Below are 16,244 nucleotides of genomic sequence, written 5' to 3' on the forward strand. Positions count from 1 at the left end.
GCGGCAGGTTATGCGCTGCTCATCTGGCGAGTGGACAAGAAAAAAACCGTCAGGGAACCCTAACGGTTTAATGCTTTGTGCTTATTTACTTAAACCTGCCCTTTTCTTCCCTTCGATTAAGATCGTCAAGCTTACAAGCGTAACGAATATCGTTGCTCCCATATCGGAGAGAATGGCAATCCACAGCGTAAGCCAGCCGGGAATGGTTAGCAGCAGGGCAATGACCTTTAGCCCGAGTGAGACAATGATGTTGAAGCGAATGACCCGATTAACCCTTTTGGCGATGGAGATCGCTTCAGGAAGCTTGCCTAAATGATCCTGCATGAGCACGATATCCGCTGTCTCGATCGCGCTATCCGTTCCTTTGCCCATCGCAATGCCGAGCTGCGCGGAGGCAAGGGCAGGCGCATCGTTAATGCCGTCTCCAATCATGGCGACCGTATGGCTTGTGGATAGTTCCTTGATCCGCTTTACTTTATCCTCTGGCAGTAGGCCTCCATAAAAATCAGATACACCGACGGCAGAAGCTACCTTCTCTGCTGTCTTCTGATGATCGCCAGTCAGCATGATGGTGCTCTTGATGCCAAGCCTGTGCAAGGCTGCGATAACAGACCGGCTTTCCTCGCGTATTTCGTCGGCGATGCCGAACATGCCAAGTACCTGCTGCTCATCGGCTACGAGAACTAACGTTAGCCCCTCTTCCTTCAGTTCATCAATCCGCTTCTGAATAGGCTCCGGTATTGCGATATGAGCAATGCTTTTTTCATTTCCGAGCCAATAAGGATGACCGTTGACTTTGGCCTTGATTCCCCGCCCTGTTAGCGTCTGGATCTCATCTGGATCAGGCACTGCAACGCTGCGCCTTTCCAATTCTTTCATTATCGCTTTCGCTAGCGGATGGGAAGAAGATTTTTCGATTGCCCCAGCTGCTTGGAAAAATCGTAATTCGTCATAAATTTCCAATTGGGCGACATGAGGCTCACCCTTTGTAAGCGTTCCTGTTTTGTCAAAAGCCAGCACGTCAATTTTGCCTAGCTGCTCGAGGAACACGCCGCCTTTGACGAGTACGCCGTTGCGGGCGTTGCGGGTAATGCCTGACACGATGGCGATCGGCGAAGAAAGAATGAGCGCACAAGGACAACCGACGATCAATACGGACAAACCTTGATAGAACCACGACTTCCAGTCTCCTTGGAGGAGAAGGGGCGGAATAACCATAACAAGTGCGGCAACAATCATAATGAGCGGCGTATAATACTTTGCGAACTTATTGATAAAGAGCTCCGTAGGCGTTTTGGTTTCCTGCGCTTCTTGAACCAGATGCAAAATCTTGGCCAGAGACGAATCTTTATAGGCTTTTTCTATACGTACAATTAGAAGGCCCTCGTTGTTTATGCTGCCGCCGAATACGGGCTCGCCGGATTCTTTCTCTACGGGAAGAGATTCGCCCGTAATGGCTGCTTCGTTGACGGAGCTTCTTCCTTCGGACACCGTACCATCGGAGGGGATTTTCTCGCCTGGTTTAATTTTGACAAAGTCACCGATTTGAAGCGTGGAGATCGGCACGACAGTCTCCTGTCCGTTCTCCCACTTTACAGCTTCCTTAGGTGCGACTTGCAACAAGGTTTCCATGGAACGACGGGCCTTCTCCATGCCGTAGCCTTCCAGCAATTCATTTAGTCCAAACAATATAGCGACTAGCGTTGCTTCCTTCCACTCCCCTATGGCGACTGCGCCGGCCAAAGCAATCGTCATTAGCGTATCGATATTGAACTTTAGTCGAAAAAGGTTTTTGAGTCCCCGTAGAAACGTGGTGTACCCGCTTATAACGGTGGCAATTAAATAAAGGAGAATAACCGCTTGTTTGTCGAGCAAGCCATCGAGCAACAAGGCTGCTGCATAGATAACGCCAGATACAATGAGCAGGTTAAGCATCTTCGAATTGCTGCCTTCATGGCTGTGATCGTGGCCTTCATGACTATGGCTGTGTCCATGATTATGGTCATGGTCATGGTCATGCTGTCCAACAGCGGTATTGGACTCTGCTCCCGATTCGATATAGGCATTGTCGGACTTTAATATTTTTTTCACGTCGTTCATGGAAATTTGGGAATCTACCGTTAATTTACCGGAATTATAGCTAAGCTTAGCATTTGCGCCATGCTCAAGCTGCTTGATTTCTTCCTCCATCCGCAAGGCGCAGCCGCCGCAGGAGAGTCCTTTAATGCGATATTCGTTCATACGTAAGCCACCTTTCAAAACAATACATGAACACTTGATCATATGATATGCGATTCCACAATTTATGTCAAACTTAGATTCTCCAATTGGGCAGGAAAAGATGAGGGGAGTCCTATTGAACGGATGGACGAGTGAAACTGCAAGTAAGCGCGCTCCTTTAAACGTAATGTTTCTGATATAATAATGAAAAAGAACAGAAAAGCGGTGAGAAGGCATGAGTAATCAGTTGATGGAGGAGCAGTGCGCGGACAGCTGCCAGGGTACCGAAATAAATTCGGACAAGCTGACCGAAGCGAGGCTTCATGATCCTACGGCTAACGATTTGGCGGAATTGTTCAAGGCGCTAGGCGATCCTACTAGGGTGAAAATGATTCATGCTTTGCTGCATAGCGAGCTTTGTGTCCATGATTTATGTGTAGTATTAGGCATGGCTCAGTCCGCGGTGTCCCATCAGCTCCGATACTTGCGCAATGTGAGGATAGTCAAGCGTCGCAAAGAAGGAAAGACCGTCTTTTATTCCATTGACGATGATCATGTGAAAGAAATTTTCCTGCAAACCTTAAAGCATTTGGAGCATGGATAGGATAAAGAATCTAATGTGAACAAAAAGGCGAATTCCAATTTGGGATTCGCCTTTTGTTTATCATCCATTCTGGTTGAAGTTCAGATCAAGTTGTCACATGACAAAAAAATGACAACGATCACTATTAGTCAAGTGTGAATTGAATTATATTAGTTTTAAAGGAGGGGGACTAATGCCTCATTTTTATTTTCGGAGAATTTGGACGCCCTTAATGCTGATTGGGATTCAATTTTACAAAGACGATCATGGTGATCTTTGGTATAAGATCTTCTCCGGCCGCAGGAAGCGGCTTTCGAAAGCGATAGCATAATCAGGGTTAGCATGACATTATAGTGAACCAAATGGAAACAGAAAATGAGACACCTTAGCGGGTGTCTCTTTTCTATTGTCCTATAAAAGCAGGACAGCTTCACAGGTTTGAAGCGGGCAAAATGGCGTACCTTGCTCTGATATTACGAGCCTTGTAAATCGATTGTAAGGATTACCCTTCTCATGCATAATGAGTGTACGTGTTCATGATAATCAACGCATTCCAACAGACTGGAGAGGCTTCGATGTACAAAGTGATTATTGTCGATGATGAAGCGGTAGTTCGAATCGGATTAAAAAATACGATCCAGTGGCACGAGCATGGCTTCGAGCTGATCGGCGATTATGCCAATGGCCGGGAGGCCTGGGATGCCGTCGAGCTGGACCGGCCGGAGCTGGTCATCTCGGACATTAGCATGCCGTTTATGGACGGGCTGGAGCTGGCCGGACTTATTTCGGCGCAATATCCATACATAAAAATGATTATTTTGACTGGCTTTGATGAATTTGAATATGCGCAGCAGGCGATCCGGCTTAAAATATCGGATTTTATTCTTAAGCCGATTACGGCGCAGGAAATCCGGCAGCTGCTCGATCGCATCAAAGGGGAAATGGACGAGGAGAAGCAGCGGCGCGAGGATCTTAGCAGGCTGAACAGCCAGCTGGAGCAAAGCTTGCCTTTGTTAAAGGAACGATTTCTGGAGCGTTTGGTAGCGGTAGGGCTTGGCGAAGCGGCAATCGCGGAGCGGCTAACTTATTTCAGCCTTCCGCCCATGCCGCAGCCGTATTTGGTTATGGTCGTGGATATTGATGATTTTGGCAGCCGCGTGTTCGCTTCGTATGAACATGATGCCGAGTTTTTGCGGTTCGCGGCGTACGATATCTTTCAGGAGACGGCCGCGCGTGAACAGGTGCTTGCCTTCCGAACCCGGGAGGAGAGGATGGTTGCAATCGTTTACGGAGAGAACGACGAGAGTCTCTTGTATGAGCGGGTATATTCGCTTGCGGAGGAAATACGCTATCATATCAAGAAATATTTGAATTTCACGGTTACTGTTGGAATCGGCCGAGTCTGCACGAACGCCGAGCAGCTTCCGACTTCTTACAAAAGCGCGTTGTCCGTGCTCGATTACCGCTTCCTGCTGGGCAAAAACAAGGTGCTGAGCATTACGGATATTGAGGGGAAATCCTCGAATGCCTTGCCGCTAAGCAACGATTGGGACCGCAAGCTTGCCGCGGCCGTCAAAACAGGCGCGATCCAAGAAGCGTACCTGTTAATTGACTCGGGGGTCGCCGAGCTGAAGAGCTCCATGGTTCCGGCAGAAGCCTGCCTGCTTCAAATGCAGAAGGTAGTGCTGTCGCTTATGAATTCGATCCAAGAGCTGGCCATTCACGAGATCGATCCGGTCTTTGGGGAGCAAATCAAGCTGATGGATATCCTGAAGTTCAAGACGCTGGATGAGGTTGAACTGTGGCTGAAGGAAGTCGTGCGATCGGTCATATCTACCGTTACGGATAACCGGAATTATTTGACGAACAAGCAGATTCACCAAGCGGTCAAATACATTGATACGAACTATGCCAATGAGAAAATGTCGCTTCAGGACCTGTGCCGCCATGTGCTCATGAGCACAAGCTATTTCAGCCTGGTATTCAAGCAGCATACGGGAGAAACCTTTATCGAGTATCTGACGGGGACGCGAGTAGGCAAGGCAAAGGAGCTGCTTCATAACTCAACGCTGAAGCTATATGAGATCGCTGAGCAAGTCGGCTACAAGGACCCGAACTATTTCAGCATTATTTTTAAGAAGCATACCGGTATGACGCCTAAGGATTACCGTGACAAACAAATTAAGGGGAGCGGAGTCTAGCATGCTCAAGGAACGTTTCTTTCCCTTATTCCCGCTAAAGAGCATTCAATCCAATATCTCTTTGGCGTTCTCGTTATTGATTTTAGCGGCAATCGTGTTGACCAGCTTGGTTAGCTACCAGGTGTCGGTCTCTGCGGTAGAGAGAAACTCCAAGGGCTATATTGAAGAAATCATAAAGCAGGTCAACCTCAATATACAATCCTATGTCGATAATATGGAAAATATCTCGCTGCTTGCCTTGACCAACAAGGATGTGAAATATTATATCTCCGACAATAGCTTTATCAGCTCAGAGAACCGCCGTACCTACGAAAAACGAATTTCGGATTTATTCCAAGCCATCCTCTATACGCGCAACGACATCGCCTCCATTATGGTATTCGGCTACAACGGTCGTTTTGTTTCTGACCGGAGAATTACAACCATGAATCCAAACACCAAGCTGGAGGACCAGGCATGGTACCAGATGGCGAAGGCGGCAGGCGGGCAATCCGTCGTATCCGCGCCCCATGTGCAAAGCCTGATCGAAAACGAATACCGCTGGGTCGTATCTTTAAGCAGGGAGCTCAAAAATACGGATGGCATAACCGCCGAAGGCGTTCTGCTGGTGGATTTGAACCTCAGCGTCATCAACGATATTTGCAATAACATCAACCTCGGCAAAAAAGGCTATCTCTTCATCGTGGACGATAAAGGAAATATCGTTTACCATCCTCAGCAGCAGCTGATTGACAGCAACCTGCGGACCGAACACATCTCAGAAGTTCTTCAAGCATCCAGCGGTCAATCCTTTATTATGGACAAGGGCGACGGCAAACGCATTTATTCCGTACAAGACACGAATTTCGGCTGGCGAATCGCTGGGGTCGCCTATACGGATGACCTTATTGCCAGCAAGGACGATTTGCGCAATTCGATTATTTTCTACTCAGTGTTCGGACTGGCAATTTCCTTGCTTATTTCGGTAGGGCTCTCTCACCGTCTATCCAAGCCGATTAAAGTGCTACAATCGGATATGAAGCAGGTGGAGAAAGGAAATTTCGATATTCAGACCGAGATTGGCCAGATGAACGAGATCGGGCAGCTCGGACGCTCATTTAATCTGATGGTCAGCCGAACGAAGTTTTTAATGGAGGAGACCATTCAGAATCAGGAAAACAAGCGCAAGAGCGAGCTGCTGCTGCTTCAATCGCAGATCAACCCGCATTTTTTGTATAACACGCTGGACTCGATTGTCTGGATGGCCGAGCAAAAGCAGCATGAGGAGGTCGTACTGATGACTTCCGCGTTAGCTAAGCTGTTTCGCGCCAGCATTACGAAGGACCAAGAGCTGGTGCCGATTCGCGTGGAAGTCGAGCATATCACCAATTATTTGCTCATTCAGAAAATGCGCTACAACGAGGAGCTGAACTACGTCCTTGATATTGATGAGGGCATCTTGGGCTTCAAGACCTTAAAGATATTGCTACAGCCGTTTGTGGAAAATGCGATTTATCACGGCATTCGCAGCATGTACGGCATGGAGGATGGCCTGATTACGATCCGTGGAAGACAATCGGGAGAGCATATTCGGTTTGAAGTGGAAGATAACGGGCTAGGGATGACGCCGGAGCAGGCCTCGCGGCTTCTGATCAACTATGAGGAAGACGGGCGAAATCAGGGAATCGGCATTCGAAATGTCAACGAGCGGATCAAGCTGTATTTCGGCCATGAATATGGCATTCAAATCCGTAGTGAAATCGAGGAAGGCACATGCATAACCATCGTAATACCCAAACTCGCTTAAGGGGTGCAGACTTGTGCGCAAGCATCGATTAACGTTTTGGCTTATCCTGATTATTGCCGCTGTCGGCATCTATACTTTATTTAATTTTAGATTGTTTTCAGGCGCGCATCAGGAGGAGAGAAATGTGACGGTCATCCTAAAAACCTTGAACGTACGGTTGGATTTCTGGCAAGCGGTCAGTCAAGGCGCCGAAGCGGCAGCCAAGGAGATGGGCATCCGTTTGAGTGTGGACGGGCCGCTCTCCGAGGACGATGCGGAAGGGCAGCTGCGGCTGCTCGAGGAAGCGATCGAGCGAAAACCGCAGGCGATTGTGATTGCCCCAATTGCGGACAAGCGGATGCCGGAAGCGTTCGCTAAGGCTCGTGAAGCAGGCATCCAGCTGGTCATTATTAATGACTCGCCTGACGCGACGTCTGCTCCCATTATCGTGACCACCGATCATGGAAAAGCAGGGCGTCTTGCAGGAGAGGCGGCCATTGAGGCTACGGATGGTTACCCCTTGATTGCAGTCATCAGCGATGAAGAGTCGTCTGCCGTTTCAGAAGAACGGCTGAAGGGGCTGCGGCATGCGCTCGCCAGTTACTCAGAGAGCGTAATTGGAACCTATTACGCAGACAACGCCGAGGATCGTGCCTATGCGATAGTTATGGAGCTGCTGCGAAGGGGGGAGCCCATCAATGCCATTATTGCTTTGAATGAGTCGGCATCGCAAGGGGCTGCCGCTGTGCTCAAAGAGCTGAATAAAGCGATGGAGATCAAGCTGATTGGTTTCGACAGCACCAGCGACGAGGTTCAATTGCTGGAGTCAGGAACGATGACGGCCTCCATCGTGCAGAAGCCCTTCAATATGGGTTACCTTGGCGTGAAAATAGCGCAGAAGCTGATGACCGGCGGCAAAGCAGAGCCGGTTACCTATATCGACTCCAATGTCATAACGAAGGAAAATATGTACACGACGGAAAATCAGAAGCTGCTGTTTCCCTTTATCAATAGCAAATAGAATGCTTTTTTGGAAGGACAAGATGCACGATGCCGCTTAAAAAAGCCCGTAATGATAAGCCTTTTGCGACCGTAGCCTTGCTATTGGCCGGCACCCTTCTACTTGCTTCCTGCATGAATGCGAGCCCTTCGTCCAGCGCCCCTCCAAAGGAGGAGAGAGCTCTTATCCGCTTCGTGGCTGCGGAATACAGTACGGAGACGAAGCCGCTGCTGGAGAAGCTGGTGAAGGAATTTGGCAGAAGGAACCCGCTGATTGATGTTGAGCTGCAGGTGGCCAACTGGGATATTCTAGATGGCGTCTATACATCGATGATTAGCAAGAATCAGCCCCCGGATCTGCTGAATACGAATGTGTATGCCCACTATGCGAAGGATGGCTTGCTCAACAATATGACCGACATTATGTCGCCTGAGCTAGCGAGCAAGCTTTATCCGAATTTAGTCGAAATGGATCAAATGGACGGCATCCAGTATGCGATACCGTACGTGGCGACTACAAGAAATCTTTATTATAACAAGGAGCTCTTTCAGAAAGCGGGCATTGCCGCCCCTCCATCAACCTGGTCTGAGCTTGCGCAGGCTGCCCAAAAAATTAAAGCGTTAGGCATGGCGGAAGGGGTCGGCGTGGACCTAACGGATAATGAAACGCATGCTTCTTTATCCTATGTCTTCTATGGTTCGGGCGGAGGGTGGATGAAGGATGGGAAATGGCAAATCAATTCACCGGGCAATGTCGAGGGAGTCAGCTTCCTGAAGGAGCTGTTCGATAAAGGCTTGACCGATCCTGAGCCTACCGTGACAACTCGCGATGAGAAGCAGCGCATTATGGGCGGAGGGCAGCTTGCGATGATGATCTCCGGTAACTATTTCTCGACCGTAGTTCCGAAGGAATACCCAGCACTTCAGTGGGGCAAAGGGCCGATGCCTGTGAAGGATGGGCAGCCGCCAATCAGCTTTGGCGTGCATGACGTGCTTGTTTCATTTAAGACCGATCACACCAATCAAGAAGCGTTGTCGAAGTTTCTTGACTTTTTATACGATGACCGGGAATACGAGGAAATGATCAAACGCGAAGGTTTTCTGCCCGCAACGATGACGGTAGGCACCCGCTTATCCGAGCAGGACGAAGAAATGAAGAAAGACCTGGAAGAACTCCGCCAAGCAAATTTCTATCCGGTAAGGGAACCCTCCTGGCAAGCCGTACTGGATTACGCGCGCAAGATGGGTGATGCTATTCTGTATGAGCATATGAGTCCAAAAGAGGCGCTCGACGAGCTGCAGCATTTCGCCGAAAGCAAGCAAAGTCAGATCAATGCAGCGAAAAAATAGACGGAAGCAGAGTAGATCGCTATAGCGATGGCAAGGAAAAGAAAATAATCAAGAATATATGGAAGATATTCGATAGAGTTCAGAGCCCTCCCAAACTATGATGAAATTACGCATTTGAGCTTTGTTAAGAGCTCGTAAATGGCAGCGTAAACACATTATTTTTTGGGAGGGTTTGCTTTCATGATGATGAAGAAAAAGTTTGCAGCGCTCGGAATTGCCGTTATATTGGCTGCCGTGTCGTTAGCAGGATGCGGATCGGGTAACACCAACAGCGAGGCAACGAATAAGCCTACCAATGCGGCGCCTGCCGCTGAGGAAACAAGCACGCCGGATGCCGGCAATGAACCGGCTAAGCTGACCGGAGACTTCGAGATCCAATACTTCGTTGGCGGCTATGGCGACAAATGGTGGAAGAAGGTTATCGCTGATTTCCAAGCTGCAAATCCCGACCTGAAAATTAAAGAATCATCCGGTCCCAAAATCAATGACCAAAACCGGCCCCGCTGGATCGGCGGCAATCCTCCTGACTTCGTATACATCGACGGACCGGTTCTGAATGACCGCCAGATGGTAGAGGATGGCCAGCTGGAAGATTTGACGGACTGGCTGAAGGATGCCAAAAACGTTGACGGCGACCTCATTACCGATATCCTCGCGCAACCCGCTCAGCAATTTGATGGCAAAGTGTACAATATTCCGCTCGTCTTGAACTCATGGGGCGTATTCTGGAACAAAGCGCTCTTTAAGGAAAAAGGCTGGAGCGAGCCAACGGACTTCGCATCCTTCCTTGCCGTGAGCGACAAAATCAAAGCGGACGGCATTACTCCTTTCATTCATACAGGCAAATACCCGTATTATATCAACGGTTCGATTCTGTATCCTGCAATCGTGTCGGCGAACAACAACGATTATACGATTCTGCAAGACATGGCGGCGAATAAAGTGGAAGCGTTCGAAAGCCCTGCGGTGCTTGCGGCGCTGAACAAAATTGTAGAGCTGCGCGACAAAGGATTTATCGACAAGGCTTCCATCCAAATCAATCATACCGATTCCCAAATGCTGTTCCTGCAAAATAAAGATGCATTCATTCCTAACGGCTTGTGGCTTCCTAACGAGATGGCCAAGGATATTCCTGCCGGCTTCGACTTTGGCTTCATTCCTTCCGTTACGCAGGAAGCGGGCGGCAAAGTGGTAGCCAACACCTCGACGTCTACAGTAGCGATTGCCAAGAACGGCAAGAACAAAGAAGCGGCCAAGGCGTTCCTGCAATTTATTTTCTCCAAAGCTCAAGCTTCGCAATGGGCCGAGCTAAGCGGCGCGCCATCCAACATTAAAGGCGACATTAGCGCTTCGAACGCGCCAAGCTTCGTGAAGGACGCCGCTAAATATTTGACGGACCCGAACACAATCGTTATTCCGACCATTACGTACAACGCGGACGTGGATAAGGCGATGATGGACGCAACGGATGCGTTGACCATCAGTACGATTACGCCGGAGGAATGGGTAAAACGGGTAACGGATGCTGTCAAAAAAGCGAGCAAATAAATAACCTTTAACAGATGCAGAGCAGGGGCGGCCGAGGCAAATAAACGCCGCGGCCGCCTTCTGTGAGTTTACTCGGGGGGATGGGGAGCATGAACTCAGGGACAGTCAAATGGCAGAGAAATCTATTTATCGCATCATTCATCGTTCCTACGCTGCTGTTTTTTGGCGTATTTACGATTTATCCGGTCGCGCAAGGCCTGTATTATTCCTTCTTTGATTGGTCCGGCATGTCGGACAAGAAAACATTCGTCGGCTTCGATAATTTCGTAGAAATGTTCCATGATCCGATCATTTGGAGAGCGATCGGCAATGATTATTTCCTTGTCGCGGGAAAAATCGTCGGCATTATGCTGCTGGCAACCTTTTTCGCGGTGGCGCTGACTCGTTTCGGCTTTAGGCTGGCCGGGTTTTTCCGCTCGATTTTTTTCATACCGAATGTTATTTCCGTCGTTGTTATCGGCGTATTGTGGAATTTCATATATAATCCGCAAATCGGCTTTCTGAATGGTTTTTTATCGTTGTTTACGAAGGAACAGGTGACGATAACTTGGCTAGGCTTTCCCGGCCATACGATATGGATGCTTCTTCCGCCGGCGATTTGGGCCGGGATCGGCTTTTATATGATTTTGCTCATCGCGGCTATCCAGAGCATTCCTGAGTCGTATTACGAGGCGGCCAGCATCGAGGGCGCGGGGCAGTGGAAGCAGTTCTGGAGCATTACGGTACCGCTCACTTGGGAGCAGATTAAAGTGTCTATTCTGAACATTATGATGACGACGCTGAACGGCTCCTTTGTAATCGTCTGGATCATGACCGAGGGCGGACCGGACAACAGCACGCAGGTGATGGGCTCCTATCTGTATCAGATGGCGTTCCGGCAATATCATTTCGGCTATGGCGCGGCTATAGGATTTATTATTCTGGTATTGTCACTCATTACGACCATCGTGCTGCAGCGGTTGATGCGCCATGATACGGTCGAGATGAGCTAAGGGGGATACAGCGATGAACATGCAGCTAAAACATCCGTTCGCCAAGCTGATCGTATCTGTTATTTTGGTTTTGTGGGGCATATCGGTTCTGTATCCGCTACTGTGGACGCTATTCGATTCGCTCAAAAACAATGAACAGTTTTTTATGAATGCACCTTGGTCCTTGCCTGAGCTGCCACTACTGTGGAGCAATTTCTCTTATGTGTGGAGCAAATATAATTTCAGCACGTATTTCGTGAATTCGCTTGTCATTACAATCGGATCGACCGTATTAGCACTGCTGCTGTCGGCGACAACCGCCTATGTGCTGGCAAGGTACAAGTTCAGAGGCAGCAATGCGTTGTTTCTGCTTTATATTTCATCGATGATGGTGCCTTTTGTACTCGCGCTCATTCCGTTGTTTTTCTTAATGAATTCGATGGGCTTAATCAATACGAAGCTTGGCTTGATCTTTGTGTATACGTCGAGCTTGCTGGCCTTTGGCATATTCGTGCTTGTCGGTTTTTTCAAATCGCTGCCGAAGGAGCTGGAGGAAGCCGCCATCGTAGACGGTGCCTCGTATTACGGGACGTTCTTCAGAGTTATGCTGCCATTGTCGCAGCCAGGCTTAATTACGATTGGCATCGTCAACATCCTGAATATCTGGAACGAATACATCGTAGGAACCATTCTCATTAATGATCCGGACCAGTACACGCTGCCGGTGGAAATCGGCGTCATGCAGGCAGAGATGCAGTACCGCACGGAGTGGGGCCCGTTGTTCGCTGCACTCTTGATTACGATTGTTCCGGTGCTGATTATCTATATCATCTTCCAGCGGCAAATCGCCAGTGGGATTACGGCTGGTGCGGTGAAGTAAGGGGGGTAAGCGAGAACAAAATTCAGCAATTCCGCGCGTGAGCAGCCGAGCCTCAGAGAGGATCGGCTGCTCTTTTTTGTATGGCTGCCTATTTGCTTTACTTCGCTGCGGGTCATTATAATAAAGAAAATGGAGCGGGCAAGCGGAGCTCATTAGGGATGTTCGCTTACCCTGCTACCGGACGGAGGAGCCTCACATGAACTTATTTTATATGCAGCCCGAACGTGACGGAGTTCTACCGATGCCGATATTCTTGAAAGACAATTACATAGGATTTGATTGGCCGGGAATCGGCGATCTGGAGCATGTCGGCAGGGAGGAATGGCAGGAGCTTGCCGTTCACACTTGCTCGGAACAAGGGCAAGCACTGCTTGACCGTCTGACAGAGATTGGTTTGTTTGTCTATGCGATGCAGGATGGGGATTATCTACTGGTTGCTGATGGCGAATATGTACATCTGGGCGATTTAGGAGATTACTACTATGTGGAAAGCGCTGGCGAAGCAGAGGATATCTACAGTCATCGACGGGGCGTCACCTGGTTAAAGCGAATGCCGAAGGCGGAATTGCATGCGGAGCTGCGGCCATTGGCAGAAGGACAGTCCACCTTGGCAAAGCTGGACCGGCCGGTGAGCCAGGAACTGCTGGAGAAATGGACGGCTAAGCCTGCTCACGAAGGGCATGAAGCCAGCCGAATGAGGCATGTGGATGACGAAACGATTGCGGAAGCATTGGAGATTTTGAAGAAAGCCATGAAAAGCAAGGACTTAGAGCGCAAGGAACGGGCGGCGATCGCTATCTTGAGGTTTGCGAAATAAAGAAGAGCGAGATTGTGCGTGCTATCCTGCACGTGAGCAGGCTGCCGCTTGTTTATTGGTGAGGCCGAGTGTCTACCCTGCATTTCGTACAACATAGACGACTGAAGTGGGTCCAATATGGCCGTAAACAAGTGAATGTATTGCAAATTTGCAGGATAGGACATCATGATGTGCTAAATTATGAGAAGTTACTGCAATTGTGCAGGATAGCTGACCGTCAAATCCATTAAACAGTAAGGTTGCACGTGGATATAGAAAAGAATGCCTCCACCGAACTTCGCAACGTAGTTGTTGAAGATCAGCTATCTAAATAAGGACTTATCCACTGAACAGCAAAGCTGCGTACCGAATAAGTCCTTATTTGGCAATCAGTATTCATAAAACGGGTCAAGCTAGGTGCTTCTATAGCGATGTTCTAAATCATGCTTGGATAGGTTTGTGCGCAGTCAGCGCCATGGACGCGTAATCTTTCACTTGCATGAAGCTGCCATTCGCTGCTAGGATTTAAGCGATTCCGGCCCATCCAGCAAGTATCGCTCCGTGAGGATCGACAGGAGCTGAATGCCCACCTCGTTGTGGCCGCCTTCGGGAATGATCAGGTCGGCGTATTTTTTGGATGGCTCAACAAAAGCTTCGTGCATCGGCTTCACCGTATTCAAGTACTGGTCATGAACGGACTGGATGGTTCTGCCGCGTTCCTCAATATCCCGCAGCACGCGGCGGAGAATCCGCACATCCGGGTCTGTATCGACGAATACCTTGATGTCGAGCGCCTGGCGGATGTCTTCCTCGGCAAGCACATGAAGTCCTTCTAGAATGACGATATTGTTAGGCCGCAGCTCGACCGTCTCAGTTCCCGAACGGGCATGGATTGTGAAATCGTATACCGGGGCAAAAGCGGTCTGGCCCTCCCGAAGCAGCAGGAGATCGCGGACCAGCAGCTCGATATCGAAGGCGAGAGGGTGGTCGTAATTAATCCGCTCGCGCTCGGCTAAGCTAAGATTAACGGGATTTTTATAATAATTATCCTGGGATATGAACGTTACTTTGTCTGACCCTAGACGGTCGATGACGGAACGGGCAACCGTTGTTTTGCCGGATCCGGTGCCGCCGGCGATTCCAATTATAAGCATGGTAATTCAATAAGCCTCCCTGTAATTAAACCCTTTGCAATTTTAGTATTGTAGCATAGCATTCGTTTTTTTTCATCCCGGCATTAAAATACATAAGGAACAGGAACAAAACTTACACGGAATGCGAGGCGGAAGTATGGATCATTCTAATGAAGGACTGAATGCGATGGAGCCTGTATTTCTGAAGAGCGAGCTCCAGACGGTAACGCTCGGCATGGGCTGTTTTTGGAGTCCGGAAGCTTTATTTGGCCATTTGCCCGGTGTGATCCGTACGCGTACTGGTTATGCTGGAGGTACGACTAGCCAGCCTACTTATCGTGAAATGGGTGATCATACGGAAACGGTTCAGCTCGAGTTTCTGCCCAGCGTCATCCGCTTGGAAGAGATTCTTGTTAGGTTTTGGGATGGTCACAAGCCAGCTAACATTAACGACTATAAAGGACGGCAATATCAATCGCTTCTGCTAAATGCCGATGAGCGGCAGAGGGAAGCCGTTGAACAGGTGCTTCAGCAACGGAAGGAGCAAGGAAAAGGAGAACCGGATACGGAGATCGTTCCTTATTCGGCATTTCATCGCGCGGAGGAACGGCATCAGAAGTATTATTTGAAGCGTTATCCTGATGCCATGGAGAAGCTGAGCCGGATCTATGCAACGGAAGCTGAGCTTGTGGACTCGACGATAGCCGCGCGATTGAACGGCTTGGCTAAAGGTTATACGAGCCTGGAGCGGGTTTTGCTGGAGCTGCCTCAGTGGCCTATGGAGACTCAACAATTATGGGAGCTGTCCCATCTGATTAAGCAGATTCGTTGGTAGGCATCATACGATACGAGAGGAGTGTTGGTTGTGAAATATAGAAGACTCGGAAGCACCGGGCTTAACGTATCCGTGATCGGCATCGGAACCTGGCAGTTTGGCGGGGAATGGGGCCGGGAGTATTCGCAGGCGGAAGCCGATGCGATTTTGGACAAAGGGCAGGAGCTTGGCATTAATTTAATTGATACGGCCGAATGCTACGGCGATCATCTCTCGGAGTCGCTGATCGGTGATTACATTAGTCGCCGCAATCGCGAGGAATGGATTCTGGCGACCAAGTTCGGCCATCATTTTCATGAGCGGTTTACACGCACCGACGTTTTTGGAGCTGAAGGGGTCATTGCTCAGCTGGATGCCTCGCTGCAGGCTCTTAAGACAGACTATATTGACCTCTATCAATTTCATTCGGGACCGGATCAGTCCTTCGACAACGACGAGCTTTGGACGGCATTGGATAAGCAAATAGCGGCTGGGAAAATTCGTTTTCTAGGCACATCGATTGGAAGCAACGATAATCTCCATCAAACGGAAGCTTCAACCAAGGTGAATTCGCGTGTGATTCAGGTCGTTTACAATAGGATTGACCGTGCGCCGGAGGAGCGGGTTTTTCCTTCCTGCGAGCAGCAGGATTTAGGCGTGCTGGCGCGCGTTCCTTTGGCGAGCGGCTATTTGAGCGGCAAGTACAAGCCAGGCGCTGTGTTTGGCGAAACCGATGTGCGGCATCGGCATGAAGCAGAGAACACGCGGCTTAAGCTGCTTGAAGTAGAGCAGATTCAGCGCGAGGAGCTGCCGGAAGGCGTCCAGATGGCAAGCTGGGCTCTGGCATGGTGCTTGAAGCATCCAGCGGTTACCGCTGTGATTCCGGGCTGCAAGGATGCTGACCAGGTAGAAGCCAATGCGAAGGCTTCGGTGCTAGTCACCGAGCCGCATCCGCAGGATGTGAAGAACTAGAAGAGCGTGGCT

Annotated in this window: 13 protein-coding genes; 11 read left to right on the forward strand and 2 right to left on the reverse strand. The window is 49.4% G+C overall.

The window, feature by feature from the left end; all coding sequences use genetic code 11:
* Positions 1-81: 81 nt before the first annotated feature.
* Entirely contained in the window at positions 82-2,241 is a 2,160-nt protein-coding gene (locus E0496_RS29245) for a heavy metal translocating P-type ATPase (RefSeq protein WP_141505384.1), read from the reverse strand.
* A gap of 214 nt (positions 2,242-2,455) precedes the next feature.
* On the opposite strand from E0496_RS29245, the gene E0496_RS29250 reads away from it, so the two are divergent.
* The 9 genes from E0496_RS29250 to E0496_RS29290 all read left to right on the forward strand — a co-directional run bounded on the left by E0496_RS29250 (position 2,456) and on the right by E0496_RS29290 (position 13,334).
* Entirely contained in the window at positions 2,456-2,824 is a 369-nt protein-coding gene (locus E0496_RS29250; protein ID WP_141505386.1) for an ArsR/SmtB family transcription factor, read from the forward strand.
* Positions 2,825-3,378: 554 nt separating this feature from the next.
* Positions 3,379-5,004, forward strand: a complete 1,626-nt coding sequence (locus tag E0496_RS29255; protein ID WP_141505388.1) for a response regulator transcription factor — start codon at positions 3,379-3,381, stop codon at positions 5,002-5,004.
* A 1-nt stretch (position 5,005) separates the two neighbouring features.
* Positions 5,006-6,790, forward strand: a complete 1,785-nt coding sequence (locus E0496_RS29260) for a cache domain-containing sensor histidine kinase (protein WP_141505390.1) — start codon at positions 5,006-5,008, stop codon at positions 6,788-6,790.
* A gap of 13 nt (positions 6,791-6,803) precedes the next feature.
* Positions 6,804-7,790 carry a substrate-binding domain-containing protein gene (locus E0496_RS29265; protein ID WP_141505392.1) on the forward strand — a complete coding sequence of 329 codons (987 nt, stop codon included), beginning with the start codon at positions 6,804-6,806 and terminating at the stop codon, positions 7,788-7,790.
* A 29-nt stretch (positions 7,791-7,819) separates the two neighbouring features.
* A complete protein-coding gene (locus E0496_RS29270; RefSeq protein ID WP_141505394.1) occupies positions 7,820-9,118 on the forward strand; it encodes an extracellular solute-binding protein in 1,299 nt (432 codons plus the stop codon).
* Positions 9,119-9,298: 180 nt separating this feature from the next.
* Positions 9,299-10,666: an ABC transporter substrate-binding protein gene (locus tag E0496_RS29275; protein WP_175598131.1), complete on the forward strand. Its 1,368-nt coding sequence runs from the start codon at positions 9,299-9,301 to the stop codon at positions 10,664-10,666.
* Between the two features lie 89 nt (positions 10,667-10,755).
* A complete protein-coding gene (locus E0496_RS29280; RefSeq protein ID WP_139994161.1) occupies positions 10,756-11,658 on the forward strand; it encodes a carbohydrate ABC transporter permease in 903 nt (300 codons plus the stop codon).
* A gap of 13 nt (positions 11,659-11,671) precedes the next feature.
* Positions 11,672-12,517, forward strand: coding sequence for a carbohydrate ABC transporter permease (locus tag E0496_RS29285; protein WP_141505395.1), 846 nt, complete (start codon positions 11,672-11,674; stop codon positions 12,515-12,517).
* Between the two features lie 196 nt (positions 12,518-12,713).
* On the forward strand, positions 12,714-13,334 hold the full coding sequence (locus tag E0496_RS29290; RefSeq protein ID WP_141505397.1) for a hypothetical protein: 621 nt from the start codon (positions 12,714-12,716) through the stop codon (positions 13,332-13,334).
* A 497-nt stretch (positions 13,335-13,831) separates the two neighbouring features.
* Here the strand turns inward: E0496_RS29290 and udk are convergent, their stop codons facing one another.
* Entirely contained in the window at positions 13,832-14,467 is a 636-nt protein-coding gene (gene udk / locus E0496_RS29295; protein WP_141505399.1) for a uridine kinase, read from the reverse strand.
* A gap of 136 nt (positions 14,468-14,603) precedes the next feature.
* Here udk and E0496_RS29300 point away from each other — a divergent pair, with 136 nt between their 5' ends.
* A complete protein-coding gene (locus E0496_RS29300) occupies positions 14,604-15,281 on the forward strand; it encodes a peptide-methionine (S)-S-oxide reductase MsrA (RefSeq protein WP_141505401.1) in 678 nt (225 codons plus the stop codon).
* Positions 15,282-15,311: 30 nt separating this feature from the next.
* Positions 15,312-16,232, forward strand: coding sequence for an aldo/keto reductase (locus E0496_RS29305; protein WP_141505403.1), 921 nt, complete (start codon positions 15,312-15,314; stop codon positions 16,230-16,232).
* Positions 16,233-16,244: the final 12 nt, after the last annotated feature.

This window comes from Paenibacillus luteus (assembly GCF_006542765.1).
Taxonomy (GTDB): Bacteria; Bacillota; Bacilli; order Paenibacillales; family Paenibacillaceae; genus Pristimantibacillus; species Pristimantibacillus luteus.

What these genes read in the sequence shown, in the direction of transcription:
- E0496_RS29275 (WP_175598131.1), top strand. Translation starts at nt 9,299, where the DNA reads ATGATGATGAAGAAAAAGTTTGCAGCGCTCGGAATTGCCGTTATATTG.
- E0496_RS29280 (WP_139994161.1), top strand. Translation starts at nt 10,756, where the DNA reads ATGAACTCAGGGACAGTCAAATGGCAGAGAAATCTATTTATCGCATCA.
- E0496_RS29255 (WP_141505388.1), top strand. Translation starts at nt 3,379, where the DNA reads ATGTACAAAGTGATTATTGTCGATGATGAAGCGGTAGTTCGAATCGGA.
- E0496_RS29250 (WP_141505386.1), top strand. Translation starts at nt 2,456, where the DNA reads ATGAGTAATCAGTTGATGGAGGAGCAGTGCGCGGACAGCTGCCAGGGT.
- E0496_RS29260 (WP_141505390.1), top strand. Translation starts at nt 5,006, where the DNA reads ATGCTCAAGGAACGTTTCTTTCCCTTATTCCCGCTAAAGAGCATTCAA.
- E0496_RS29245 (WP_141505384.1), bottom strand. Translation starts at nt 2,241, where the DNA reads ATGAACGAATATCGCATTAAAGGACTCTCCTGCGGCGGCTGCGCCTTG.
- E0496_RS29270 (WP_141505394.1), top strand. Translation starts at nt 7,820, where the DNA reads ATGCCGCTTAAAAAAGCCCGTAATGATAAGCCTTTTGCGACCGTAGCC.
- E0496_RS29300 (WP_141505401.1), top strand. Translation starts at nt 14,604, where the DNA reads ATGGATCATTCTAATGAAGGACTGAATGCGATGGAGCCTGTATTTCTG.
- udk (WP_141505399.1), bottom strand. Translation starts at nt 14,467, where the DNA reads ATGCTTATAATTGGAATCGCCGGCGGCACCGGATCCGGCAAAACAACG.
- E0496_RS29285 (WP_141505395.1), top strand. Translation starts at nt 11,672, where the DNA reads ATGAACATGCAGCTAAAACATCCGTTCGCCAAGCTGATCGTATCTGTT.
- E0496_RS29290 (WP_141505397.1), top strand. Translation starts at nt 12,714, where the DNA reads ATGAACTTATTTTATATGCAGCCCGAACGTGACGGAGTTCTACCGATG.